This window comes from Deltaproteobacteria bacterium HGW-Deltaproteobacteria-6, from assembly GCA_002840435.1.
Lineage (GTDB): Bacteria > Desulfobacterota > Syntrophia > Syntrophales > Smithellaceae > UBA8904.
In genome coordinates this window covers 638,176-665,164 of record PHAT01000001.1, presented here as the reverse complement: position 1 = coordinate 665,164, position 26,989 = coordinate 638,176, and the positions used below count along the sequence as shown (strand labels likewise).

Sequence of the window (26,989 nt, the reverse complement as noted above, 5' to 3'; positions counted from 1 at the left end):
AGAACAATATGAAAAGACAACAGTTAAGCATCAGCCTCCTTGCAATGATTATCATTTGTGTCTGGACGAGTGTTGCGTTTGCCGCACGGATCAAGGATATATCGACCATCGGCGGCGTGCGTGAGAACCAACTGATCGGTTACGGCGTAATTGTGGGATTGGCCGGAACCGGTGACGACCTGGCAAAAAATCTATACACCGCCGCATCACTGGCCAGTATCATGAACCGTCAGGGGATTTCGATGAAAGACAAAACCGCCGCCCTGAAAGCCGTTAATATTGCCGCAGTCATGGTAACTGCGACATTACCTCCATTTGTCAAAAATGGTTCAAAGATTGATGTGATGGTTTCCTCCGTCGGGTCGGCGAAAAGTCTTCAGGGCGGAACGCTGTTAATGACACCATTGCGAGGCGCCGACGGCGAGGTTTATGCTGTTGCCCAGGGAGCGATATCACTGGGCGGATATTCTGCCGGCGGTGCGGCTGGCAGCGTAGTTAAAAATCACACAAGGGTAGGGAGAATCGCCAGCGGCGCGACCGTGGAAAAAGAACTCGCTTACGATTTTGATGCAAAACGGGTTTTAATGATCAATTTGCAGCAACCGGATTTTACCACGGCGACCCGCATGACATCCGCTATTAATAAAGCATTAGATTTTGTCGAAGCAAAGCAGCTGGATGCTTTTTCCGTCAGCGTGAAAGCCAATGCTTCTTTTGCCGGATCTTTATCTGAAATGGTCTATTATATTGAGTCGCTGGATGTTCCGGTTGATGCGCCTGCCGTAGTCATCCTCAATGAGAAAACAGGCACAGTCGTTATGGGTGAAAATGTGCGCATTTCCACCGTTGCGGTTGCTCACGGCAATTTGAGCATCCAGATCAAAGAGGACATGAAGGTCTCCCAACCGTTACCGTTTGCCCCCGCGCCGCGTGCGGGTGGTAGAGCTCTTGCCGACCGCGCTGACGCAGTTCGTGCCCAGGCCGGTCGTCCTCCAGTTCCTGCTTCCCCGGGAACAACGATTGCACCGGGAGGACAAACGGTTGTGACAACACAAACAACAGTGGGAATTGCGGAAGAGAAAAGACAATTAATGCTTGTCCCGCAAACTGTAACTATTTTTGATGTGGTCAGGGCTTTGAATGCGATTGGTGTTTCACCTCGCGATCTGATTACCATTCTGCAGTCGATTAAGGCGGCCGGAGCCCTTCAAGCCGATATCAAAATTATTTAATCCGTGAAGGTGGAACGAAATGACATCTCCAATCAACAATACGACTGTTCAACCGCAAACGACTGAAAAGGTTACCTCCGCAAGGTACAGTGAGGAAGAACTGAAAAAATTGAAAAAAGCCTGCGCTGATTTTGAATCGATTTTTACCTATCAGTTGCTGAAAACCATGCGTAAGACAATTCCCGAGAATAAAAACGGGCTGAACAATTATGGTAAGGGTACTTATACAATGATTATCGATCAAAAACTTGCTGAGAATATTTCAGCGAAAGGTGATGGTTTGGGATTGCAGAGAGTTCTATACGAGCAGCTTACAAAAACAAACACCGGGGAAATGTTAAAGGAGGTAAAAAACAAATTAAAGTAATATCTCAATTTTGCCGATATGGTGCATAAGACAACAACTAAGGAGAGGTTTCATGAATGTTTCGGATATTAAAGATGTAAATGCTCAGGTGATCCAGCAATATCAACGCAATGAAAATGTTACAGCAGCAGTTGATAAGCAGGCTGGCTCTGCAGCAGTGAAACCGGAAGAAACAGTTGATCTGTCCACCATGGCAAAAGATATTCAGCAAGCAAAGGTTGAAGTGTCCAAGGTACCTGACGTGCGCGAAGAAAAAGTGCGGGAAATTAAGGCGCAGGTAGATAACGGCACATACAACGTGAGCGGAGAGCAGATTGCCAATAAGATGGTGGGAGAATCAATTGTTGATCTATTTGCGTAGAAAATCAGGCAAATGATCATTCCTGTAAAATATCATCATCTTAATTAAGATCTTCCTCCCGGCGGACAAGCAATTAAGCAATTATATCTTGTCTGTCATCTGTTCCAACGGATACACGTCCATTGTGCCAACTAATATTAAATAAGGATATTATAATGTTATCACAATATAACACTGTGGCTAACTGTCTGGAAGACTCGGCTGGCGAGGGGTTGTTCACATCGTTGATTGATGTTTTAAGAAAAGAGTTGTCGATTTATCGCGAGTTAAGAGATTATTTAATTTGCGAAAAAGAGATGCTCATGAAATCAGCAGCACTAGCCATAATCAATGAAAACAATGCCGTAAAGGAAAACATCATCCTCAAATCAAGGATTTTGGAAGAGGTTCGCACCAATGTCTTAAAGAAAATCGCCCGTAATCTCGATATAGACGATAGTGAAATTAAATTAATGTCATTGGCTAATTATGCTGTAATTGAACAAAGGCAGGACATTGAAAATCTTAAAAGCGATCTCTTGAGCATTGCGCGGGATATCAATAGAATGAATGATGAAAATAAATATTTATTAGATACATCCATTAATAATATTAATGGATCACTTGACTTTATCTCCTCTCTGATTGACCGGTCCGGTGTATATCTCGGCACGGGTAAGATTGATGAAATCAGCAACAATGGCAGATTTCTGAGGACGGAGGGCTAGATCATGGCGGACATTAGTCGAGTTCTATATACGGCAAAAGAAGCTCTGTTGAGCAATCTGACGGCAATTAATGTGACCGGCGCTAATATTGCCAATGTTAATACGCCCGGTTATTCCAGACTTCGTCCGATGTTTGAATCAGTCGGAACAAAGGATGCTTCATCCGCACAGGAACAAATTGGTGTTCGCATTGCCGATGTTGAAAGAATATACGATCGCTTTCTTGAATCTCAAATTATCGCGCAGCAATCTTCAGTGGAAAACTATACCGCTCAACAGGATTCGCTGAGCAGCATTGAGGGTATCCTGAATGAAAATAACGGCGGCGGAATTAACGATGCATTGAGTGAATTTCTCAATGCCTGGGGTAATCTATCCGTTGAACCCTCCAGCATATCCAAAAGAGATACAGTTGTCTCAACAGGACAAAATCTGGCTTACATATTTAATCAACGGGCAGAAGATATTGAAAATGTTCAGATCGCGGCGAATGATAGTATCGCGGATACAGTATCCATCCTGAACAGTGACTTACAGCTAATAGCTGAATACAATAAGAGTATCGTCAGCGCTGAAAGCGCGGGAACAAGCGCCTCCTCAATCAGGGATAAAAGAGCAGAACTGTTAAAGAAGATCAGTGGTATGATTGATATCAATTATATGGAAAAGAGTGATGGGTCATTATACATCTCCCTCCCGACTAACGGAAAAGCACTGGTTGAAGGTTTTAAGAGTTGGGAATTGCAGGTAAAGAGAAATACGGGAAATAATAATTTGTATGATATTGTTTTTAAAGAAGATCCGTCTGAGTCGATCAACGATCAAATTACGGGAGGAAAACTTGCCGGTTTGTTGGAAGTTAGAGACAATACTATTCCATCTTATCTGGATCAACTTAATCAAACAGCTTCGAGTATTATCAATAAAGTCAATGAAATGCATATATCCGGCTATGATCAGGACGGCAATCCGGGAGAATCATTTTTTATATCAACTGCACAAGCAAAATATATGCAGGTAAGCGCTCAAATAGTTGCTGATACAAGAAAAATTGCCGCCTCGGCAACAGTTAATGCCGACGGTGACAACGCCACCGCTATAACCGCTATCCAAAGCGATAAGATGTATGCCTCAATCGAGATGGGCGCATCATCTCATACGGTAACCGGACAGATTACCAACATCGGCCAGACTTATAAAGATTCAACTACTATAACATTGACACGGGGACTGACTTCAACAGCGTCAGATTGGACCGTAAGCAATGGCGGATATTCATCAATGGCCATATTGACAGCTGATGATAGAATGGTGACGCTGGATTTGAATAACGATGCTCAAGCTGACATCAGATTAAACCTTACGGGCACCTGGAGCAATGGTGAAACCATTACATTCAAACTGACGAAAAGCGGCAATACAACGAATATTGACGGTTACTTTAACGCCTTTATTGCAAGTGTGGGACAGGATGTTGATAATGCGTCGCAATCTCTTACAAGCATGACAGCCATTCTCAATCAGCAAACTGATCAGAGGGACCAACTCTCCGGTGTGTCTCTGGATGAAGAAATGATGAATTTGATCAAATACCAAATGGCCTACGGCGCTGCGGGTAGAATGACTTCAACGGTCAACGAGTTGATGGACATATTAATTAATCTGGGACGCTAGTGGCAAAAAGAGGTAATTTGCATGATCAACAGAGTAACGGAATCTATTAAATTTAATATGATCACGAATAGTATGTTCACTATTCAGAGTGATTATGGCAAGTTGATGGAAAAATTATCCACGCAAAAAATGATTAACCGTCCATCGGATGATCCCATCGGAACAAACGATATTCTTAATTACCGGACACTAATCAATGCCATTCAACAATATCAAACCAATATAACAGATGCTGACATTTCACTGTCTGTGGCGGAAACTGCTCTGTCTTCCATTAAGAAATTGGCAGGAGATGCTGCATCTATTGCGATTTCTGAAGCCAGCACCGGGTCCGCGGAAACGATGGATATTTCGGCGGCAACGGTTTCCGCGTTAATCGATGAAGCCGTATCTTTGATGAATGTCAAAAACGGTGATAGTTATCTGTTTGGCGGATCAAGGACTGATATTGCGCCATTTTCGGCGGCTTCTGTAGGAAGTTATGGAGTCCCTACCGCGGCACCAGTAAATGATTTTGACGGAACGGTCACGTCGGGCGGTATTTATACTGGAGCAACAGACAAAACATATCTTGTGGATATTACCGCTGCCGGCACCGTGGCTTCCGGTAGTATCAGGTATCGTTATTCTACTGACAATGGCGCAAGCTGGACCACGGATCAAATAGTTGCCAGTGACGGCACGACCGCTTTAGGCGCCGATGGAGCGAACCTGACCTTTACGGAAGGGGCAGTAATGATTGCCGTCGGCGATAGATTTTCAGTGAATACGGCTGCGGCCAATATTGCCAATGCAACCATGTTGCCAGCTAATACTTTTGATGGCGCGGTTACATCCAGTGGCACCTATACGGCAACAACAGACAAAACATATCTTGTAGATATTACCACTGCGGACACCGTGGCTTCAGGTAGTATCAGGTATCGTTATTCCACTGACAATGGCGCAAGCTGGACCACGGATCAAATAGTTGCCAGTGACGGCACCACAGCTTTAGGCACCGATGGAGCGAACCTGACCTTTACGGAAGGGGCAACAATGATTGCCGTTGGTGATAGATTTTCAGTGAATGCAACTGCTGCCGGTATTGAAAACACAATCACAATACCGGTTAACGCTTTTGACGGGACGGTCACATCAAGTGGCACGTATACGGGAACAGACAATAAAACATATGCTTTAAGAATTATTTCCGGCGGACCATTGGCGGCGGCAACGTATCAAATATCTGCCGATGGCGGCATAACCTGGGGTTCAACTCAAACAGGTCTTTCCTCACAAATAAATTTAGGTGATGGAATAAAAATGACCTTTACCGCCGGAAGTCATAATCTTGCTGCCAATGATTCATTTACGGTCAGCACGATTGCTACCGGTTTTGACAATGCTTCTGCGTCCTCTACCAATACTTTTAACGGCACAGTCACATCTGCTGGAACTTATACAGGCACGCAAAACAAGACGTACGCTGTAAAGATTAGTGCGGATGGTCCATTAGCTACGACAACATATCAAGTATCTCAGGATGGGGGTAAAACCTGGAATTCAGAGTCGAATTTTCCTGCTCAGGAAGTCAAGGCCGCAGTGGCTAAAACGGCAGGGTCATTACCCATTACAGCTTCGACCATTTGGCATGAAATAGATGGGGCCATTGTCAAGGATGGGACTGCTATTGCCATTACAGGTACGGATCACGACGGCAACCCAGTGGGAGGGCTGCCGACGGATACTTATATAATAACCAATGCTGCCACAGGCACCGTGCAGGATTTACTGGACAAGATTGAAGCGACTTTCAGTGGCGCTGTAACAGCCACTATCGATACGGCTGGAAAAATAACAGTCACGGATAATATGACCGGAGCAAGCAATCTGGCGCTGACACTTACGATTACTAATCCTTCAGGCGGTACTTTGGCTTTAGGTACATTTAACGCAACCCAAGCCAAAACGATTGAGCTGGGAGATGGAGTCACCGCGACATTTACGCCAGGCACCCTTGATCTTAAGGCCAATGATGTGTTTACTGTGAACGCTTATGCTGCCGGCTTCTATCGCGGCAATAATGACAGTATATCCGTTCAAATCGGCAAGGGCAACAGCCTTGCTTATAATATCACTGGTTCTTCGGCCTTTACTGCCGAAAATGGAGGGGTAGACCTTATAGCCGCCCTCTATGCGTTAAAAGATGCCTTGAGTTCTCACGATACAGACTTAGTCAGCGCTCAAAACGAACAATTACAGAATTTGCAAACGCAAGTTCTCCAGGCTGAAACTCTTTCGGGTGCGAAAAGAAGTTCACTGGAATTAGCCAGCAGTAACCATAAATCACTTGATCTACAGATAACCAACCGTCTGGCTGATGTGGAAAATGCTGATTTGACAGAACTGATCACGGAATTTCAGATGAAACAAATTGCAATGCAGGCGTCGTATAGTATGGCTTCCAAAATTGGTGAAATGACGATAATGAACTACTTATAGTTGATTGATATTCAGGAGAAAAATGCTGATTTTAACGAGAAAACAAGGCGAGTCAATTACTATTGGCGATGATATAAAAGTAACCATTTTGGATGTGAAAGGGAAATATGTCCGTGTCGGAGTGGAAGCGCCCCGAGAGCTGCCGGTGCATCGGCAGGAAATGCACGAAACTGATCAAAATAGTAAAGATAGTAAATAATTTTAAAAAATATAACTTATAAATAACAAGCATTTAACTTGTATACGTGAATATTTGCCTAAAGTTTTATCCTCTAATGCCGATGTACGGTTAACAGAAGGACTTTTATAGAGGGTAAAAATGACTGTTACAGCTTATCAAGTTAATAGTGTACTTAACGCATATACCCGGCAAAGCAAAGTTCGGATTTCATCCGATCCGCCCAAAGAAAACAGTGCAGATGGGCAATATCGGGATATCGTATCTTTGTCCGTAAAGGAAGCTAATAAATCGGAAGAATTGGAAAAGATAAGCTATAATCTTCGCGATGTGATCCTGAAGGATAAAAGCATTTAAAGCATGCTAATTATCCGGAAGTCCTTTCATTAAGAACAAACAATAAATCAACCTGAATATTTCAATAGATATAATATCCAGAGGTGGAGCACCTTTAATGGTCAGAAAAGTTCAACCAGAAGAGAGGCAGGGACAGAAAAAAATACTGGTTGTCGATGACTATTTGCCTACCCGAAATCTCATTGTCGAAACATTAAGTCAATCCTCTCAATATCAGATATCGGAAGCTGAGAATGGCAAGGAAGCCTTGCGCATATTCGACGAAGACGATTTCGATCTGGTAATCAGCGATATTATGATGCCGGGAATGAGCGGTATGGAACTGCTTCGTTTGATTAGAGATCGCAATCCCGCAGCTACGGTGATTATGATTACCGGAAATCCGACTACCGATCTGACGGTTAACGCCATTAAGAAGGGTGCCGTTGATTTTCTGACAAAACCTTTCGATATTGATGAACTGCTCTACAAAGTTGACATCCATTTACGGCAAAAAGAGATGTCGCATGGCGAGTCTTCAGAGAATGTTCTGGAACAAAACAAATATAGTGATCAAAAAGATGAATTATCCAAACAGGGGTATATCTACGATTCCATAGAAGGATCCCCCATGGATAATGATGCCATTTTTCAAAAAATAGCTGAACTGGCCTTAAAACTGGTCGATGGTGAAGTCTGTTCCATTATGCTTTTTGATGAGCAGGATAACGAATTTCACGATAAAGTAGTAAAAGGCAATACAGAAGGGGTCGATCAGAATTATACCAAGAGTCCGGCACTGAAGATGGTTTATAACGAGGTCATTGAGCGCAAGGAAGCGGTTCTGATTAATTCAAATGACCACCCGGAAGTGTCGCCCTCGCTTATTTGCGCTCCGTTAATGATTCGCAATAATATTCTCGGTATCCTGAGCATTCGTAAGAAGAAAAACAGAGAAGTTTTCAGTAAAAAAGATCTTCATCATATCTTGAGTCTGACCAAACGAGCATCGTTGAATCTGGAAAATAAAATTCTTTATGAAAGTATCTTTTTTAATATCATGGATACCTTAAAATCATTAATATCTTCCATTCAGGCGCGGGATCACTATACGGAGGAACATTCACAGCGGGTGACAGATGAAGCTATCCGTCTGGCAGCGAGTATGAATTGTCCGATGAAAGACCTGGAAAGTATTAAGATTGCCGGTGTGTTGCATGATGTCGGAAAGATTGCCGTTCCGGACAGTATTTTGTTAAAGACAAGCAAACTGACTGATGAAGAATATATGGTTATTAAGAATCATTCAACTATCGGCGAGAACATTTTAAAATCAATTATCTTGCTGGAGAAAGAAAGAATGATCATTCTCTGCCATCATGAACGGTGGGACGGGAAAGGCTATCCCCTTGGATTAAAAGGCGCTGGTATTCCTTTTCTGGCAAGGATTTTAGCAGTCGTCGATTCATTTGATGCGATGACCAATAATCGTCCCTATCGACCTGCACTCTCAAAAGAAGAAGCTATTGAAGAATTAATCCGCAACAAGAAGACACAGTTTGATCCTGATGTCGTTGACGCCTACGTAAAAATCCTGTAAAAATTAATAATAGTAAATTTGGCATATAAATTGAATTATTTCTGTCAGGTTGAAGGAGATAATATGGTTATATCGCGCGATGTTGCCGCTTTATCAAAATTATTGAATCAGCAAGGCAACGGAAAAACAAATTCTACGCCTTCGGCAGACAAAAGTGTCAGTAAATTCAATAATTATCTAAGTGAGTTAATAGGAAATAAAGACAATATATCCCTTGATTCATCTGCAATGACCACGTTAAGTAAAGACCAACTGATACTTTTTACCAAGGCCCTGCAAATCCAGATGAATGCACGTTTGTACAATACCGTATTCAATAATTCGCTGGAATCAAATGCTCTGGCTTCCAAAGTTATGCAGGATTACGGGGCCAGAATTTCTCATCATCGTTCCGATACGTCAAAAAATAATCAGCAAACGCCAAAAAATAATCTTTCCGGTCATGATCCGCATATTAACCAAATTGTTGATCAGGCGGCCCAAAAATTCGATGTTGATGCCGATTTGATTCGTTCCGTCATTAAAACAGAAAGTAACTTTAATGCTTCCGCTACGTCGCCTCGCGGTGCGATGGGTTTGATGCAGCTTATGCCCGAGACAGCCAGAGAACTGGGCGTACAAAACGCTTACGATCCCCGGGAAAATGTTATGGGCGGCACCCGTTATTTGAAAATGCTTCTGACCCGATATGATGGACAGGTCGATCTGGCATTGGCGGCTTATAACTGGGGTATGGGAAACGTAGAGAAGAAACCGGACAAACTGCCTGCGGAAACAATTGGTTACATCGAAAAGGTCAACTCTTATTATAAAAGTGCAAAAGCTTGATGACGTCTGCTGTAATAATTCTTTCAGGATTAAGTTAACACGGAAATCAACGAAATACCTTATTCTGCATCCAATCACTTAAAATATCCAAAGCTCGCTTCGAATATAAAATATGTTTTTCCCTCTTTTTCATTTTTCTTGCCGCAAGAGGACTGAGAATGCCGAAATTGATATTCATGGGCTGGAAATTATCCGCTGATTCCGGAGAAGTAATATAACTCAGCAGCGCGCCGATTGCTGTTTCCGCCGGAGGGGGCTGAAACGATTTTCCTTCAAGGTAAGATGCTGCGCTCAATCCTGCCATAAGTCCCATGGCTGTCGATTCCATATAACCTTCCACACCGGTAATCTGCCCGGCGAAGAAAATATCCGGATGATGCTTGAGTTGTAATGTGGGTTGCAGCAGGGAGGGGGAGTGAATGTAAGTGTTACGATGAATACTGCCCATGCGGGCAAATTGCGCATTTTCCAGTCCGGGGATCATACGGAAGATGCGTTCCTGTGAAGACCAGGTAAGCTTGGTCTGAAATCCAACCAGATTGAAAAGTGTTCCGGAGGCATTTTCTCGGCGTAATTGAACCACGGCGTAAGGCCGGGTTCCCGTGTGCGGATTGATTAATCCCACCGGCTTCATCGGACCGAAAGCCAGCGTATCCTCCCCGCGCGCAGCCATGACTTCAATAGGCAGGCAACCTTCAAAGTGCTTGACGTCTTCGAAGGATTTTGCGGCAACTTTTTCTCCGGCCAGCAGTTCCTGCCGAAAACGTTTATATTCCTCCTCGGAAAGAGGACAGTTGAGATAGTCCGGTGTGCCTTTGTCGTAACGCGATGCCCAGTAAACTTTTTCCATGTTGATGGAACCGGCATCTACAATGGGTGCAATAGCGTCATAAAAATAAAGATAGGAACCGCCAAGTATTTGATGAATTGATTGAGCCAGCAGGTCGGAAGTCAGAGGTCCTGTGGCGATGATGGTTAATGCTTCAGCAGGGATCCGGGTTATTTCAGCCCGGCTCAGCTCAAAATTATTCTGCTGTAATAAACTTTCTTCCACCTTGAGGGAAAATTCCGCGCGATCCACGGCCAGCGCGGAGCCTGCGGCAACGGCTGTTTGATCGGCCACAGACAATATCAGAGAGTTGAGCCTGCGCATTTCTTCTTTGAGCAAACCGGGAGCGCTGTTGGGATCATTGGATTTAAGAGAGTTGCTGCAAACCAGTTCAGCAAGATGTTTCATCTTATGTGCGGGAGAATATTTCTGCGGCTTCATTTCAAAGAGATGAACAGCATGCCCGCGCCTTAGAAGCTGCCAAGCCGCTTCACAGCCTGCGAGTCCGCCGCCGATAATATTGATTTGAGCAGACTTCATTCAGTTGATTTATTTTTTGGTATTTTCTTGATATTCTTGCATTCAGGATAACCCGTGCAGCCCAGAAACTGGCCGTAGCGGCCCCTTTTGATCGCCATTGGCTTGCCGCAATGCTCACAGACTTCATCCGAAAGAACTGCTTCCTGGGGCGTGACCTTACCGTCTTTGCTCATTTTTTTGATATTCTTGCATTCAGGGTAACCCGTACATCCGAGGAACTGGCCGTAGCGGCCGCGCTTAACAGCCATCGGTTTGCTGCACAATTCGCAGACTTCTTCGGTTGAGGGCGCTTCCTGTGCAACGATTTCGCCGTTTTCATTCCTGGCTGCGTTCATGGTGTTCTTGCAGTCCGGATAGCCGGAACAAGCCAGAAACTGTCCGAAACGCCCTTCTTTGACGGTCATGCTTTTGCCGCATTTATTACATTTGATATCGGTTGTTTGAGCCGCCACGTGCTTTACCTTGCCATTTTCGTCATGAGTGAAATTCATGGTATTTTTGCATTCCGGGTACTTGGAACAGCACAGGAAACGACCGTTCTTACCCCATTTGATCACCATCGGTGAACTGCATTTTTCGCAAACCAGATCGGTCGGTGTTTCTTCCCGCTTGACGTTGCGCATTTCGCTTTTTGCTTTATCCAATTCTCCAGAAAAAAGCTTATAGAAATCCTGGAGCGTCTTGACTCGTTTGTCGGTGCCGCTTTCAATAGCATCGAGTTTGTTTTCCATATCGGCCGTAAATGCCAGGTCTAAAACGGTGGGGAAACTTTTGACCAAAAGCTCGGTGACGACCTTGCCCAGTTCCGTCGGGAAGAATTTGCCCTTTTCCAGACGCACATATTCGCGGTCCTGGATCGTCGAAAGAATCGTGGCGTATGTGCTGGGACGGCCGATGCCTTTTTCCTCCAGCTCGCGCACCAGCGATGCTTCTGAAAAACGAGGCGGAGGCTGGGTGAATTTCTGCTGCGTGTCGAGTTTGATCAGGTTGATCTTTTCTTTTTCTTTAACATCAGGCAAAAGTTTGTCCGTGCCGTTTTCTTCCTCTTTTTCATCCTTGCCTTCGGTATAGACGATCGTGAATCCGGGGAACTTCAGGACTTGTCCCTGAGCGCGGAAAATGCAGTTGGCGCCGGAAATGTCAATGGTGGTCTGATCAAAGATTGCCGGATTCATCTGGCTTGCCACAAAACGGTTCCAGATAAGCTGATAGAGCTTGAATTGCTCGGCGGAGAGATATTCTTTAATATCCTGCGGCTTATAGGCCATGCTTGACGGACGAATGGCTTCATGCGCGTCCTGCGCCTTTTGGGTGTTTTTGTAAACATGAGGTTTGGGCGGCAGGTAATCCGATGAATAATTATCCTTGATGTAGTCCCGCACGGCGGCAAGAGCTTCATCGGCGATCCGGTAGGAGTCCGTTCGCATATAGGTGATCAGACCTACGGAACCTTCTTTTCCCAATTCGATGCCTTCATAAAGTTTCTGAGCGACGCTCATGGTTTTTTTGGCCGAAAATCTCAGCCAGCGGGAGGCTTCCTGCTGCAATTTACTGGTGGTGAATGGGGGCAGGGCCGAGCGTTTAAGTTCTTTTTTATCCAGCTTCTCGACAATGAAAGAAGCCTTCTGAATGTCAGCGGCCAATTGATTGGCTTGCTCACCATTTACTACTTTAGCTTTTTTACCATCAATCTTAAGAAGCTTGGCATCGAAGGGAGGCGGATGGCTGCCTTCAAACTGGGCTACGAGATTCCAGTATTCTTCAGGCACAAATTTATCAATTTCATCTTCACGGTCGCAGATGATGCGAACCGCGACGGACTGAACGCGGCCTGCGCTCAATCCCCGTTTCACCTTGTCCCAGAGAACGGGGCTGATCTGATAGCCAACGAGACGGTCCAGAATGCGGCGCGTCTGCTGCGCCTCGTACTTATCAAAGTCCAGTTGCAGCGGATGGCTGATTGCATCGATTACGGTTTTTTTTGTGAGATCGTTGAAAAGCACCCGATAGATATTTTTATTTTTTTTCGCGCCGATGATATCGGAAATATGCCAGGCGATGGCTTCCCCTTCACGGTCTGGGTCGGGGGCCAGGTAGATGTTTTCAGCAGTTTTGGCCGCTTTTTTCAGTTCATCAATTGTTTTCTTTTTGGCGTCAATAACATTATAGGTGGGCTCGAAGTCTTTGGTCAGATCGATGCCCAGGGTGCTTTTCGGCAGGTCTTTGATGTGTCCCATTGAAGCGACCACATTAAAATCCTTGCCCATGAATTTTTTTATCGTTTTAACTTTTGTTGGAGATTCCACAACGATTAATGAATTAGCCATAGCCACTCCTTACATTTCGGCGCACCATATAGATGGTCAAAATGCTTTTGTAAAGCTTTTTATTCTTTGCCGATCTTTTAAAAAGTCAAATAAGGCCGCTCTTTGTCGATATCAAGAAAGCGGGAATCCAGTGATTTAAATATATTATGTGTCCCCGACGGTGAAAGGGCACCCTGTTGCCTTATTGCTTCAACGAATAGTATTGACCCGTGTGCTGTAAGATAATCCCTCTTAATTCCAACATAATAAGCGCGCTTGATACATCAGCGGGGGGAAGCCCTGTGCCGGAAATAATATCGTCGGCATGTGTCTTTTCCCGGGACAGCGTTTTCAGAATGGTCTGATCAATGAGGCTGAGAGAATCTGCGTTTCTTTCGGCGTTTGCGCGAGGAATACAAGCGGGTACTATCTGTTGCTTTTGCGGTTTTATCTGCAGGGATGATCGTTCGATCTGCGGAAGGATATCTTCCAGAATGTCATCAATGCTATCGATGAGTTTCGCCCCTTGTTTAATCAGACTGTTCGTGCCGCGCGAAGAAGCGGAATCAATCGTGCCGGGAATCGCGAAAACTTCGCGCCCTTGTTCCATCGCTAATCTGGCGGTAATCAACGAACCGCTTTTTTCTCCTGCTTCAACAACCACGACGCCATAGGACAAACCACTAATGATGCGATTGCGCGCCGGGAAATGATAGGGAAGGGGTTGAGTTCCCGGCGGAAATTCCGAAACTACTGCGCCGTTTTGAGCAATATCAGTAAATAAATTTTTGTTTTCGGGAGGATAAATGACATCCAGACCGCTGCCCAGAACGGCAATTGTGCGTCCCTTGGCGGCTAGTGCGCCGCGATGAGCGCAGGAGTCGATGCCTCTGGCCATGCCGCTGACAATGGTAATCCCCTTGAGTGCAAGCTCTCTGCTGATCCGATCCGTTGTGTATCTGCCATAGGCGCTGGCACGACGGGAGCCGACGATAGCAACAGGAATATCATCTTTTTCAAGATTGCCCAGAACATAAAGAAAGACGGGGCGATCATAAATATTAAGCAGATTTATCGGATAGAAATCATCAAGACAGGTGATTATTTTGACACCCGTTTTATCAAGCGCATCCATTTGTCGAAGGATTTTATCCCAGTCATTGAACGAAACAATGGCTGCCGCGTTCTCTTTACTTATTCCCGGGATAGCTGAAAGAGCCTGAATGGATGCCGAAAAAACGGCGGCGGGAGACAGGAAACGATCCAGCAGCGATTGAACTGATGCATTCCCGATTCCGTTAATAGACCTTAACGCTATCCAGTATTTGATATGTTCATTCATAGAGTAATATTTTGACAGGATATGTAATTTCAAGATCGGTTTTACAGGGTGTCTTGAAAAATTGGAAGAAAAGCTACCTCTTCTGTATCGTATCTGTCAAGTATTTTAAAATTATTGCGTAAAATTGATCTTTGAGTTAATGAACTCAGGATATAACATGAGCAAGAGGAGTTTATGCAGAAGGTATTAATTTGTTTTATTTCATTTTTTGTTGTGTTTAACTTGGAAATCTTTCATCCTTCTTTGCTGTCCGGATCAGATTACAACATCAATCAGCATCGGACATCCGGCACCGTAATCCCGCCGAGTGTTAGTAAAGAGGAATCGCGTCCTGTCCTGACCGTAACGCCACGGGAAATTGATCTGGGATCCGTAAAACCGGGTGAAACCGTCTTTGGAGAATTCAATTTAAAAAATATTTCACCGGGAACGATGTCCTGGTCAACATCCTGTCCGGAAGGCTGGGATGGTGTTACGGGTAAAACGCTCAGAGGTTCCGTATCGGGCGAACCGGCTAATCTCAGTCTGGAATTAAAAATTGCCGAACGCGCGGAGAATATTCCGGGCGATAAAAAAAGAATTCCCGGTTATCAAACCAGCATGAAACTGGAGGCGGCGGGCAGAGAACTCATCTGCAATAAAGACTTAAAGGCCGGTGAGTATCGAAAGGCAATTAAGATAACCTCAGCGGGTGGTCAAAGGACGATCTTTGTGGATTTTCGAATTCATGCCTTGCAGGAAATTCCTTCCATCAGTTTAAATCCGCAACGTTTGGATTTAGGTACGCAATTACCGGGTAAAATAATCTCTAAAAGAATAGAATTAATCAATAAAGGCAGGGAAATGTTGAGATGGTCTGTCGCCCAGCCGCAGGCAAATGTTGCTCAGATTCCCGGAGAATTACAAAAAGAAAGATATCTGTCTTTTCATAATGAAGTGCTGCCGGAACCGGGTAAGTACATTATTCCCGAACACCTGAAAGATTCGATGGAATTGATTGGAAAATGGACGGAAAAAAATGGCTACCCATTAAGTAAAGGGGCGGCAAGCTCCATAAAATATCGATTTAATGGGACCGGAATCAGCGTGTTTCTGCAATCTCATACGGAGGATGGAAATTGTTCCATCTATCTTGATGAAATATTGCTGAATCTGCCGGACGTGTTATCCGGTCAGTGGGAAAAGAAAGAATTAGTGATAGCCGAAGGACTGGCGGAAGGCCCGCATGTAGTCACAATTGTAATCCGGGAAGGCAGTTTGGAACTGGAAGGCATCAAAGTGTTCGGTAAAGATATTATGCGCGGCCCGAGGGGCTGGATTACCGTATTTCCCAATTCCGGAACGACCATGACGGAAATTGATTATATCAATGTTAAGGTTGATACGTCCAATCTTACTCCGGGCTATTACGGAGATAAAATTATATTTAAATCCAATGCGGGCGAAGAAAAAGCGGAAATATATGTAGATATAATGTCTGATTCCGGACCAAAAATCATTGACGTTTATTTATATTCAAAAGACAAAGATTATTTGTTTACCATAGATCCTCAAGCGGAATCCAAAAGGCTGATCCAAAACGGTTATTTGAAAGAGGGTATTGCTTTCAGGCTTTTCATGCCGCAAACACCCGGGACAACAAACTTTTATCGCTGGTATAATCCTGTCAAAAGGGATCATTATTATCATTATGACCGGTCCGGTGGAGGAAAAAAACTGGACGGCTATGTTTATGAAGGCACGATCGGCAACATTGCGACATCCCGAATGACAAACACCCGGGAATTGTATCGCTGGTTTAATCCGTCAACAGGCAGGCATTATTATTCGACAAATGCGAAAGCTGCAACCGGAGAACGAAAGGGGTACCGTTTTGACGGCATTGCCGGTTATGTTAGATAATGTGAAATTGCCAAGCATTTGATCTTGACAAAAAAAGGAAGAGGGGATATTAGGCTACTTCTTTTCTGGTGCAGGATTAATTATGCGCCTGTAGCTCAGCTGGATAGAGCAACGGACTTCTAATCCGTTGGCCGAGAGTTCGAATCCCTCCAGGCGCACCAAGACGAAAATGGTGGGTGTAGCTCAGCTGGTTAGAGTGCCGGGTTGTGGCCCCGGAGGTCGAGGGTTCGAACCCCTTCACTCACCCCATTTTTGGGATTTGAAACTACGCGCCCGTAGCTCAGCTGGATAGAGTCGCAGACTTCGAATCTGTTGGTCGTAGGTTCGAATCCTACCGGGCGTACCAGAATAGAAAGCACAAGGGCCCTTAGCTCAGCTGGTAGAGCAACTGACTCTTAATCAGTAGGTTGTCGGTTCGACCCCGACAGGGCTCACCAAATATTAAGGGGTTACGTGAACTGCGTAACCCCTTTTTGTCTGTTTATCTGTTTATTATCTGTTTACTACTCTCAACTCATGAAAATGAAATAACAAATTAGTTAGGAATATTATTTGTTTATAACATAATATGAATGGACGTCCTAAAAATATGTCAGTAGGTTGTCAATTCGATAATGACATTTTATAACATTACATCAGTATGTTATTTGCATATTTATTTGTTACTTTTTCGTGGAAAGCGATTAGTCCTGAGCAAATGATCCAGGCATTTCTTAAAACGAGTTGTGGATTTGTGAAGGTTATTTGACTCGACGAAACAATTTAACCAGTTTATATAAACTTCATTACTCGGAATTAAGCCATCAACTATCGATTTCGTGAAGTCAACTGTAGTTATCGATGGAGCCTTATTTCCGAATTTCTGCTTGAATTTTGTAGAAAGCGCTTCTCCAGATTTGATGAGGTCAGTACAAAGAAGATGGCTGAAGAAGATAGCGTCATCGCAATAACTATACAGGTTATCTATTAAGTTCAGATAGACAAGGTCAACATGCCCCGTACCATACGGAAGTCCAAAATAACGTTTGTAGAACTCTGGATTCTCTGGTTCTGAGTTCACTTTATATTGTTCGATGAGCTGATTTCTATTCTTGATCGATTCTTGAAGCAATCTTGTGGACTCCAAGAGCGAAATGAAGGCACTAAATGGTCGATTGCCAATTGAAATCTTTTCAAATATTTGGTTCTGAAGTGCATCGGTCGGTAGCCATGGCACCGGCAGAAATTGCAGATTATATTTGAAGGTAAATTTATGTGACAACGAATTCCTCTCAATCTCGCCAGTTTGAATTTTTTGCATGACTTCGTTTATTTCTGCCTTAGACTTGCTGAATTCATCCTTGAGAGGCTTTATATTTTGCTTCTTTGTCTTGATTAGAGAATTGCATATATTTAAAGACAGTGAGATTGCTGAATTAGTGTTTCGGATTTCTAGGAGTAACTCATCTCGGTTCTTGTTTCTTTTAGCGATCCGTTGAGCAATATACGCACCGGCAAAAGCACCGGCCAGTGAGCCACTTACAGCTGTAAAAAAATGGGAGTTGAGAAACGTCTTGATGTTGTTCCAAGAAACGTAACTGAGGGCAATTTCGCAATATGAGTGAACCCGCATAATGAATTCAGGGATTTCCAAAATCTCTCCTATGGTTCAGATGTTCGCTAGATTATATGGCAGCAACACTCTTTGCTACTGTCGTGTACTTTTAAAAATGATCAGCATATTGGACATTAATTATGAGGATTTATTTTGGTGAAATCAAGAAATAAATGGGCTAACATCAATGAATCTGTAATAAGCAGATACTTCAGAGTATCTTGATTAACATTATCAATATGATAGAAAGTAGCCCAAACAACTCTTAATCAGTAGGTTGTCGGTTCGACCCCGACAGGGCTCACCAAATATTAAGGGGCTACTTCCGTAGCCCCTTTTTTTTGTCCAAAGGGCGACATCCTCAACGTACAGCGTCCAATGAAGCCGTCTTTTATTTAGAAAGGAATTATTCCCTGATATAACAAGCTTTTCCTACACCGGGCGCGGGATCGCCAAACACATTATTACTGCAGCCAATACCGTTCCTTGCGGATTGATGGTTCCACCTGTCTCCGGAGCCGTATCGGATATCCCTTTGGCCGTAAAATTTGCAATATCCTCCTTCGTTGGCGCAGCGTACCCAGCGATCCTGACGACCGTTGTCATATCCTGATGAAGGATGCCATCCTTTGTCCGGTTGTCGAGCCTCCTGATAATAGCAGGCTTTTCCCACACCTACTGCGGGATCGCCAAACACATCGTTACTGCAGGCAATGCTGTTCCTCGCCGATTGGTAGTTCCACCTGTCCCCGGCGCCATATCGGATATCCTTCTGGCCGTTAAATCTGCAAAATCCTCCTTCGTTGGCGCAGTGCACCCATTGATACTGGTGACCGTCGTTACGTCCTGATGGAGGACGCCATCCTTTGTCCGGTTGTCGGGACTCCTGATAATAACAGGCTTTTCCCACGCCTACTGCAGGATCACCAAACACATCGTTACTGCAGGCAATGCTGTTCCTCGCCGATTGGTAGTTCCACCTGTCCCCGGCGCCATATCGGATATCCTTCTGGCCATTAAACTTGCAAAATCCTCCTTCGTTGGCGCAGTGCACCCATTGATCCTGATGACCGCCTTTATATCCTGATGGAGGACGCCATCCTTTATCGGAATGTTGCGTGTCCTGATAATAGCAGGCTTTTGACACACCGCGGGCAGGATCACCAAACACATTATTCCCGCAATAAATTCGATCGGTCGCCCTTTTCAGTACCCATCGGTCGCCGGCTCCGTACCGCACCATCTTTGTTCCGGGAACCATGCAATATTCATTTTCACCCGCACAGGCTATCCAATCGCTGGCGTAAGCCTGATAAGAGGTGACCATCATCAGAGTTGCCAGAACCATCATCAGCATAAGCCGCTTCATACTTTTACCTCCATTGTTTCATTAATTGAGAAGACATTGTCTGACGGGAGTATATGGGGCGAAAATAAATGTGTCAACACGATTCTACGGAAACATTGAAAACGATCAAAGGCGGGTCTGTAATTCTCTCCGAAAGCAGCGACCCTCTGGATTGGCTGAAAACATTAACCTCCAATCATGAATACACAACAACCCATCAGATAAAAAGCAGATGTTAAAATCTAACATATTGATAAGTTTTTCATTGACATATATGACCTCGTTTTTTATACTCCACCCGCACAAAGGAAGCTGTTAGCGATTAATTTCTATCAATCGGGGAGATACCTTGAGCGCCAGCAATAATAATCAATACAACATAAAACCCTTTCATAAGGGACAGATCATTTTCAGAGAAGGCCAGAAAGCCAATACTGCTTATCTGGTTAAAAGCGGTTCCGTTACCATTCAGAAAATGATTGATGGGAAACGGGTGACTCTGGCGAATATCAAGGCCGGCGGAATCTTCGGAGAGATGGGGATCATCAGCGGCGAACCCCGCAATGCCAGTGCCATCGTTGAAGAATTCTGCGAACTGATCATTATCAGTGAAGATACTCTGAACAACGTGCTTCTGGACAGCCCGAAAATTGTGCAAGCGATCACCAAAGTGCTTATCGAACGGCTCAGGACGACCACGCAGAAAATTTCCGCTCAAACGGCGGCAAATGCTTTCCTTGGCACCTGCAATATCATTGAATTCATGATGTCGACGCACGGCGAAAAAACACCTGCGGGCATGGGAATACCGTATAATGCAGTACTGGCAAAAGTTAAAGAGATTCTCGGCCTCTCGCAACTGGAAGTTGATACTTTTCTCAACAAGATGAAAAGTGTCAACATCATCCAGATTATTGATAAGAATGCCGCGCCGGACAACTTCTATTGCCGGGGTAAAGAAGACAGCATGCAGCGTTATCTGATGCCCTCCGACCCCAAGACGTTCCTCAAAGCGGCCGAGCGGTTTTATACGGAATTCAAGAATACGATTTCGGTTGAGACGACCGGCCATGAGTTTATCGACATCAATGATTTTGCCAGGATGGTCGATAGCACGCCTGAAATAATCTACAAGAAGATCGGCGCCGGTGAAATTCCCGAGAATATTTTTTTTATTCACCAGCAGGCGGCTTCCGAATGGTCCGGCAAAGTGGGCACAATGTTCTTCAAGAAATTGAAGCGCCGCACTTTGAATATCGAAGACCTCCAGGACATCAACGATGTCGTGTTCGTGGATAATACAACCCTTCAGGATGCCATTTCAAAACTTGGCCCTTACAAAGTCTGCATCCTCGTATCGATTGCAGGGGATGAAGCCCGGTCAAAAATTTATGCCAACCTTTCCAAGAAGATGGTAGAAGTTGTAAAAGAACAGATTGCCAATGGTCAGACGGTGGATGAGATCGAAGCGGGAGACATTGAGCGGGAATTGATTCTTACGATAAAAGCTCTGAAAGGGGTTACTACATGAATATTGCGACTGTCCTGGGCATCTTGTTCGGTATCGGAATCCTGACATTTGCGACCTACCATGCGACAACCAGCGTAACGGTTTTCCTGAATTTACCCGGCATTGCGATTGTTCTGGGCGGCACCATTGCGGCAACCTTCATCTGCTATCCAATGAAGGAGGTCATGAGGGTGTTCAGTGTCTTTTTCAGCGCACTGAAACGGGAAGAACTTCCGATCGGCAATTATATTCATGAACTGGTCTATCTGGCCAACGAGTTTGCCTTAAAAGGGAAGATTCATATCGAGAAACAATTGACCGGGATTGAGAATATCTTTCTGCAGGATGCGATGCAGATGCTCATCGACGGATATTCCCGCGAGGAAATTCGCGAAATTCTCGATACGCGGATTGAGCAGACCTACGATCAGGAAATGTCTTCGGCAGGCATCTTCCGCACCATGGCAAAGCTTTCTCCCGCTTTCGGTCTGATTGGAACGCTTATCGGATTGATCAGCATGATGCAGACCATGAGCGTAAACATCAAACTGGTCGGGCCGGCCATGGCCGTGGCCCTGACCGCAACATTATACGGGATTCTGTTGGCGTATATGTTGTTTCTGCCGATTGCCGTAAAGGTTGAAAAAAGAATCGAAGAGCGCATTATTCTGATGTCTGTGATCAGAGACGGCGTCCTGTTCATGAAAGACAAAACCCCGGCGCCCATCGTCATGGACAAACTCAAAGCCTATCTTCCCCCCCGACGGTGGGCCTCCATTAAGAAGCGTAAATAACGAGGGTGGCGCATGCAAAGAAAAATGCCTTTTCGGAAGAACGTTCAGGAAAGCGACGATTGGCAGATGACCTTTGGCGATATGGTCACGCAGCTTTTCTGTTTTTTTATTCTGATTGCCGCCGTGTCCAGTGTCGATGTTGAACAATACAAAGAAGTGGCGGACTCCATGAAAAAAGCCATGGGAGTCCAGCAAAGCGTTGCTCAGGCGAAAGAGAAGGACCTTCAGACCATTTGGCAGGAGTTGGAGAAAATTGTCGTTGCCGATCAGAACATTGCATCCTTTGAAACAAGGGCCAATGCCGTTGCGCTGGGGCTCAAGGAAGGGGTTCTTTTTCCGTTGGGGACGGCTGACCTCAATGAAAGCTCCTATGCGATCCTGAAGAAAATTGCCGGATCCCTGACAAATATCAAATATCGCATCACCATTGAGGGACACACCGATAATTTGCCCATCCAGTCGCTGCAGTTTCCGTCAAACTGGGAGTTGTCATCCGCACGCGCGGGTGCTGTCGCCCGTCTGTTCATTGCCAATGGGATTCCAAAAGAAAAGGTGCAGATCATCGGGTATGCCGACAATAAACCGCTTATGCCTAATACGGATTCGCAGGGACAATCCATTCCGGGAAATCAGGCCCAGAACAGACGTGTCGTCATTCTGGTCCATCAATGAAAGCGATGGCATGGACCATAAATTTCTTACATAGATCCTGATATGGCGTGCAGAAAATAATATGGCAGCTACCGTTCCCAAGAAAGAAATCCAAATATCCATCCTGGTTGATCCCAATAAACCGCGTACTATCCTCGGGGAAGCAAAACGGCTCTATCGGGTCTCGTACGGGAATGCGGACTTCAATCGCATCCATAAAGTATTCCTGCTCACGAAGCGCCTTTATGATGGCCGTTTTCCCGGTTATTTAGCCTGTGCCGTCGAATACCATAATTTCGCTCACATTGCAGCGGTCTTTGCCGCTACATCACGGCTGCTTGACGGCTGCGAGGTCTCCGGACTTAAACTGGGGCCTAAAATCGCCGAAGAGGTTCTCATCGCAGCCCTGCTCCATGATACAGGTTATATCCGAAAGACAGGAGATACCAGCGGCACAGGAGGCCAGTACACAAAAACGCATGTGAACCGATCCGCGGTTTTTACACTGTTGGAAGCCGACGCTTTCGGGCTAAGTTCCAGAACTGCCGCCCGTATATCGCGAATAATCCTCGGCACCGATCTCGGACGCCCCTGGGAAAGCCTTGTTTTCGATTCCGAAAAAGAGAGAATCGCCGCAGAAATACTGGCGACTGCTGATCTTCTTGGTCAGATGGCGGACAGGGCATACCTCGAGAAGCTGCTTTTCCTTTATTATGAATTCCGCGAAGCGGGGATTGGAGGCTATGACAAAGCCTTTGACATCATCTTGAAAACTTCCGGATTTTACGCGTCAACAAAGAACAGGCTGGACGTCACACTCGGCCGGGTGTCGGGACGGATGAAAGAACATTTCAATGCCCGGTACGGCATTGCCCAGGACCTCTACAGTGAATCTGTTGTTCGTCAAATGACCTATCTGGACGCCATTATTGCCGACGACAGCACCAACTTCAGGAACAAACTCAGGCGCGCGTCCGGCCTTCGCTGCGTCGAATAAGAAATGATGAATCCAATAAAGAATAGAAACAATCCGGGTCTGCTCATCGTGTCGATGGTCTTTATTATCTGTCAGATCTATTTTCTCATTTGTGTCTCCGCCCCATCCTGCAAGGAAGATATCAAGGAAAAATCCTTAAAGCATAAAGTCAGAACAATTCAATACTGGGGCAGCGCATGGCAGAAACAACCTTTATCAGAGAGACTGGCCAAAGCGCCGGATGACCTGATTGAAAAGCTTATTCTGGATAATCAGTTGGAAGGTTTCAGGGAAATTCCTGTTCCCGCGGAACTGCCGCCGGAATTTTCAGCAGCCATAAAACAAGTGGAAGACAGTTTACCGATGTCCGTGATGATGCTCGCTAAAAACAAAATCATCGGTATTTTTGCCGTCAAAAACCTCGGCGGCAGCGGCTACGTTGAATCGGTTATGGATGAAAGCGGCATGGAGAGGTATACATTTATTGTGCTTGATCGGGACGTTCTGCTCAAAAGAAAAGCGAATGACTGGGCGACCTGGAAGGAAAGAAGCATATTTAAACCCGGTACGGCCGAACAGGTTAAGTTGGATGTTACGATTGAATCACTGGAAAACAACAACGCGCAGAGTGCCATTGTCTATATCATGCTCCATGAGATAGGCCATTCTCTGGGTATGGTAAGCTCTGCCCACTCATCCTGGACAAAAAAAGAAATTATGATCGGACCTTTTTCAAAGTTGTCCTGGTACAAAAGCGATCATGAAATAAAAAGCGTTTTTGACGAAGTATTTCCGGAAAGAAAATCGATCAAACCATATGCATTCGACTATTCTGCATTAACAGAAAACCAGATAACCAGAATTTACGAAACGCTGAACACCAGAACAAATTATCCGACAATTCATGCGGGAGCCGATCTCTGGGAGGATTTTGCCGAGAGTTTTGTCACCTACATCCATGTTGTCAGAGAAAATAAGCCTTATGAAATACGGATCAGCCGGGCGGGTATGCCGGACATCATTTATGCATCCTGCTGGAAGAATCCCAGGTGTGATGATAAGCGTGCGTTTATGGAACAATGGTTCGCCGATCCGCTTTTCAATGAACGACAGACCAGCCATTGATGGTTTCTGATGATATGGAATTCCATTATTTCGATGTCATGACCCAAACACCGTCCCATTCACCGGTCGGTGGATTATTTTTCATAACCTCGCATCTGTCTATATACATGGAGCAGAGTTTGTCATTGCTGTTTAAAGACAATGTGCTCTGGAATGCCTCGATAGCCTTGTTCCATTGCCCTTTTTGATAACAAATCAGGCCATGCGAGAAATTATTGATCACATCCATGAGGTTGGGGAAAGTTTCTTCCGTGTGGTGGTCAAGCACTTCGTAAATACTCACCGGCTCCGTTTTACCTTTGACCACCACCCGGTCGACCTTCCGGACGCGGTACGTGCCTTTGAGCCTGCGGTAAGTATTGTCGGAAATCAGAATAGAAGCATGATATTGCTTGCAGGCGGACTCCAGGCGCGAAGCCAGATTGACGCCATCGCCGATGACCGTATAATCCGTACGCTTGGGGGAACCGATGTTTCCGGAAACAATTGAGTCGGTATTTAAACCTATTCCTATCCGCACAGGCTTTTTGCCGTCGCCGATCCGCACCTTATTCCACTCGTGGAGAGCCGTTACCATGTTAATTGCGGCACGGACCGCGCGGTCCTCGTCGTCGTCATGCGACAAGGGTATGCCAAAGGCGGCCATTATCGCATCGCCAATAAACTTATCCAGAATACCGCCCTGTTTCTGGATGCAGTCCACCATCAATGTAAAATATTCATTGAGGAGGGCGACGGTGCCCTGCGCGCCCAGTTCTTCAGTCAATGTGGTAAAACCGCGGATATCGGAAAACAGAATGGTGGCTGTTATGTTCTTACCTCCCATGAAGTCCTCCGTGCAATCCATGATCTGATCGGTGAGGGCCGGGTCGATATACCTGGACATAGTCGACTTCATGCGTTTCTCACTCGAAATGTCTTCAATGACAATCATCGTTCCAAGTTTCTTTTTCGTGACGCTGAGGAGCGGAAGAATTGTCAGGTTGACGGAAAGTTTTGACCCTCCGAACATCAGGTCGGCATCCACAATGACATCCTGTTCCTGCGTCTTGCCGACTTTCTCGGTTTTTTCCAGCAGCCAGGCATTGACGCCGCTGAAAAATTCTTCAGCCCTGCGGTTGAGTATTTCCGATGGAGACACCTTCATGATTCTCATGCCGGCCGTATTGCACGTGATGATTTTCCCTTCCTCATTTAAGGTGATCACGCCGTTGGACATGCTTTCCAGCATGCCTTCATTGTAATTCTTCATGTTTTGCACATCATCAAAGAGCTTGGCATTTTCCAGGGCAATGGCAACCTGAGCGGTAAAAGCTTTCAGACGCATCTCATCCTCTTTAGTAAAGGGACCGCCCATTTTATTCAAAACCTGTGTAACGCCGATAATCTTGCCGGATTTATTGGTGACGGGAGTACAGAGGATGGAACGGGTGAAAAACCCCGTTTTCTTGTCGAAAGACGGGTTGAATCTCAGGTCGGCATAGGCATGGGGGATATTAATGGCTTCACCGGATTGAAAAACCGTTCCGGCAATGCCTACGTTATTAGGAAAGCGAATTTCTATGGTTCCTAAGCCTTCGCCAATCCTTGAATATAGTTCATTTGTTTTTTCATCATTAAGAAACAGGGTGGAACGTTCGGCATCCATCATCCGCATTGCCTCGGACATGACCTTGCGAAGGAGAACGCCCAGGTTGATTTCCGAAGTTGCTTCGGCGACCACGTCGAAAAATTCCATCTCTTTCGTGCGGAATTTTTTCATTCGCTCCGTGAATATGGTGCTTTGGAGGGCAATGGCCGCCTGCGTGGCTATCGCTTCGAGGAGCATCACGTCATCTTCCGTGAAATGACCTTCTTTCTTGTTTAAGACCTGGGCAGCCCCGATAATTTCATTTTTGGCGGCTCTGATGGGAACACAGAGAATTGATTTTGTAATATAGCCTGTCTTTTCATCCACGGATTGGTTAAATCGTTTATCACTGTATGCATCGTTGATAATCAGGCTTTTTCCGGAATGAAAAACGGCTCCCGCGATGCCGCTGTTGTTCAGTACTCTGATTTCCCGTTGAATATTTCCCTGTGCAACCCGGGAATATAATTCTCCCGTTTCCGGATCATTCAGAAAAATTGTTCCCCGGTCTGCGCCCAACTCGGACGTGGTAATCTTGATCAGTTCCGCCAGTATTTCATCTAGTGTTTCCAGCGTCGATACTTTCCGGGAAATATCGAGCAGCAACTGCATTTTCTTCAAACTCATGCGCTTTGCAGTGTGGTTATTCTGATTGTTTTTTTTCATTTTGTGCGG

22 protein-coding genes and 4 tRNA genes are annotated in these 26,989 nt (G+C 45.2%); 20 read left to right on the top strand and 6 right to left on the bottom strand.

From position 1 onward, the window contains the following. The first annotated feature begins 8 nt into the window (after nt 1-8). From flgI to CVU71_02980, 10 genes are all read left to right on the top strand, one after another. Complete coding sequence (gene flgI, locus CVU71_03025) at nt 9-1,232, top strand: flagellar biosynthesis protein FlgA (GenBank protein ID PKN20767.1); 1,224 nt, start codon at nt 9-11, stop codon at nt 1,230-1,232. A 19-nt stretch (nt 1,233-1,251) separates the two neighbouring features. Then, complete coding sequence (locus CVU71_03020) at nt 1,252-1,599, top strand: hypothetical protein (GenBank protein ID PKN20766.1); 348 nt, start codon at nt 1,252-1,254, stop codon at nt 1,597-1,599. 52 nt (nt 1,600-1,651) lie between these two features. Further along, nucleotides 1,652-1,960, top strand: a complete 309-nt coding sequence (gene flgM / locus CVU71_03015) for a flagellar biosynthesis anti-sigma factor FlgM (protein PKN20765.1) — start codon at nt 1,652-1,654, stop codon at nt 1,958-1,960. Between the two features lie 155 nt (nt 1,961-2,115). Beyond that, nucleotides 2,116-2,667: a hypothetical protein gene (locus CVU71_03010; GenBank protein PKN20764.1), complete on the top strand. Its 552-nt coding sequence runs from the start codon at nt 2,116-2,118 to the stop codon at nt 2,665-2,667. 3 nt (nt 2,668-2,670) lie between these two features. After that, the gene (gene flgK / locus CVU71_03005; protein PKN20763.1) at nt 2,671-4,341 is read left to right on the top strand and encodes a flagellar hook-associated protein FlgK; all 1,671 of its coding nucleotides are present in this window, start codon (nt 2,671-2,673) and stop codon (nt 4,339-4,341) included. 21 nt (nt 4,342-4,362) lie between these two features. Further along, nucleotides 4,363-6,825, top strand: coding sequence for a hypothetical protein (locus tag CVU71_03000; protein ID PKN20762.1), 2,463 nt, complete (start codon nt 4,363-4,365; stop codon nt 6,823-6,825). A gap of 22 nt (nt 6,826-6,847) precedes the next feature. Beyond that, on the top strand, nt 6,848-7,024 hold the full coding sequence (gene csrA / locus CVU71_02995; protein ID PKN20761.1) for a carbon storage regulator: 177 nt from the start codon (nt 6,848-6,850) through the stop codon (nt 7,022-7,024). Between the two features lie 120 nt (nt 7,025-7,144). Next, the gene (locus CVU71_02990) at nt 7,145-7,360 is read left to right on the top strand and encodes a hypothetical protein (GenBank protein ID PKN20760.1); all 216 of its coding nucleotides are present in this window, start codon (nt 7,145-7,147) and stop codon (nt 7,358-7,360) included. Nucleotides 7,361-7,457: 97 nt separating this feature from the next. Next, entirely contained in the window at nt 7,458-8,939 is a 1,482-nt protein-coding gene (locus CVU71_02985) for a hypothetical protein (GenBank protein ID PKN20759.1), read from the top strand. Between the two features lie 63 nt (nt 8,940-9,002). After that, nucleotides 9,003-9,767, top strand: coding sequence for a lytic transglycosylase (locus CVU71_02980; GenBank protein PKN20758.1), 765 nt, complete (start codon nt 9,003-9,005; stop codon nt 9,765-9,767). Between the two features lie 46 nt (nt 9,768-9,813). On the opposite strand, the gene CVU71_02975 is transcribed toward CVU71_02980, so the two are convergent. From CVU71_02975 to dprA, 3 genes are all read right to left on the bottom strand, one after another. Next, nucleotides 9,814-11,136, bottom strand: a complete 1,323-nt coding sequence (locus tag CVU71_02975) for a methylenetetrahydrofolate--tRNA-(uracil(54)-C(5))-methyltransferase (FADH(2)-oxidizing) TrmFO (GenBank protein PKN20757.1) — start codon at nt 11,134-11,136, stop codon at nt 9,814-9,816. Beyond that, entirely contained in the window at nt 11,133-13,463 is a 2,331-nt protein-coding gene (locus tag CVU71_02970; GenBank protein ID PKN20756.1) for a type I DNA topoisomerase, read from the bottom strand. The genes CVU71_02975 and CVU71_02970 overlap by 4 nt, the downstream gene beginning before the upstream one ends. A 181-nt stretch (nt 13,464-13,644) precedes the next feature. Beyond that, a complete protein-coding gene (gene dprA / locus CVU71_02965) occupies nt 13,645-14,784 on the bottom strand; it encodes a DNA-protecting protein DprA (GenBank protein PKN20755.1) in 1,140 nt (379 codons plus the stop codon). A 174-nt stretch (nt 14,785-14,958) separates the two neighbouring features. Here dprA and CVU71_02960 point away from each other — a divergent pair, with 174 nt between their 5' ends. From CVU71_02960 to CVU71_02940, 5 genes are all read left to right on the top strand, one after another. Next, nucleotides 14,959-16,686 (top strand): hypothetical protein, encoded by a 1,728-nt coding sequence (locus tag CVU71_02960; protein ID PKN20754.1) that lies wholly within the window; start codon nt 14,959-14,961, stop codon nt 16,684-16,686. A gap of 84 nt (nt 16,687-16,770) precedes the next feature. Further along, nucleotides 16,771-16,847: transfer RNA gene (locus CVU71_02955), tRNA-Arg, on the top strand. 11 nt (nt 16,848-16,858) lie between these two features. Next, nucleotides 16,859-16,935, top strand: a tRNA-His gene (locus tag CVU71_02950). 20 nt (nt 16,936-16,955) lie between these two features. Further along, a tRNA-Arg gene (locus CVU71_02945) sits at nt 16,956-17,032 on the top strand. 15 nt (nt 17,033-17,047) lie between these two features. After that, a tRNA-Lys gene (locus CVU71_02940) sits at nt 17,048-17,123 on the top strand. A 218-nt stretch (nt 17,124-17,341) separates the two neighbouring features. On the opposite strand, the gene CVU71_02935 is transcribed toward CVU71_02940, so the two are convergent. After that, nucleotides 17,342-18,319 carry a hypothetical protein gene (locus CVU71_02935; GenBank protein PKN20753.1) on the bottom strand — a complete coding sequence of 326 codons (978 nt, stop codon included), beginning with the start codon at nt 18,317-18,319 and terminating at the stop codon, nt 17,342-17,344. A gap of 367 nt (nt 18,320-18,686) precedes the next feature. Continuing rightward, complete coding sequence (locus CVU71_02930; protein ID PKN20752.1) at nt 18,687-19,649, bottom strand: hypothetical protein; 963 nt, start codon at nt 19,647-19,649, stop codon at nt 18,687-18,689. Nucleotides 19,650-19,977: 328 nt separating this feature from the next. Between CVU71_02930 and CVU71_02925 the strand changes: the two genes are divergently transcribed. The 5 genes from CVU71_02925 to CVU71_02905 all read left to right on the top strand — a co-directional run bounded on the left by CVU71_02925 (nt 19,978) and on the right by CVU71_02905 (nt 24,684). After that, entirely contained in the window at nt 19,978-21,159 is a 1,182-nt protein-coding gene (locus tag CVU71_02925; protein PKN20751.1) for a hypothetical protein, read from the top strand. Then, complete coding sequence (locus CVU71_02920) at nt 21,156-21,932, top strand: chemotaxis protein MotA (GenBank protein PKN20750.1); 777 nt, start codon at nt 21,156-21,158, stop codon at nt 21,930-21,932. The genes CVU71_02925 and CVU71_02920 overlap by 4 nt, the downstream gene beginning before the upstream one ends. 12 nt (nt 21,933-21,944) lie before the next feature. Further along, nucleotides 21,945-22,604, top strand: a complete 660-nt coding sequence (locus tag CVU71_02915) for a flagellar motor protein MotB (protein PKN20749.1) — start codon at nt 21,945-21,947, stop codon at nt 22,602-22,604. A 61-nt stretch (nt 22,605-22,665) separates the two neighbouring features. Next, on the top strand, nt 22,666-23,580 hold the full coding sequence (locus CVU71_02910) for a hypothetical protein (GenBank protein ID PKN20748.1): 915 nt from the start codon (nt 22,666-22,668) through the stop codon (nt 23,578-23,580). 3 nt (nt 23,581-23,583) lie between these two features. Then, entirely contained in the window at nt 23,584-24,684 is a 1,101-nt protein-coding gene (locus CVU71_02905) for a hypothetical protein (protein PKN20747.1), read from the top strand. Nucleotides 24,685-24,709: 25 nt separating this feature from the next. Here CVU71_02905 and CVU71_02900 read toward each other — a convergent pair whose 3' ends face one another. Next, the gene (locus CVU71_02900) at nt 24,710-26,941 is read right to left on the bottom strand and encodes an adenylate/guanylate cyclase domain-containing protein (protein ID PKN21048.1); all 2,232 of its coding nucleotides are present in this window, start codon (nt 26,939-26,941) and stop codon (nt 24,710-24,712) included. Nucleotides 26,942-26,989 lie beyond the last annotated feature (48 nt).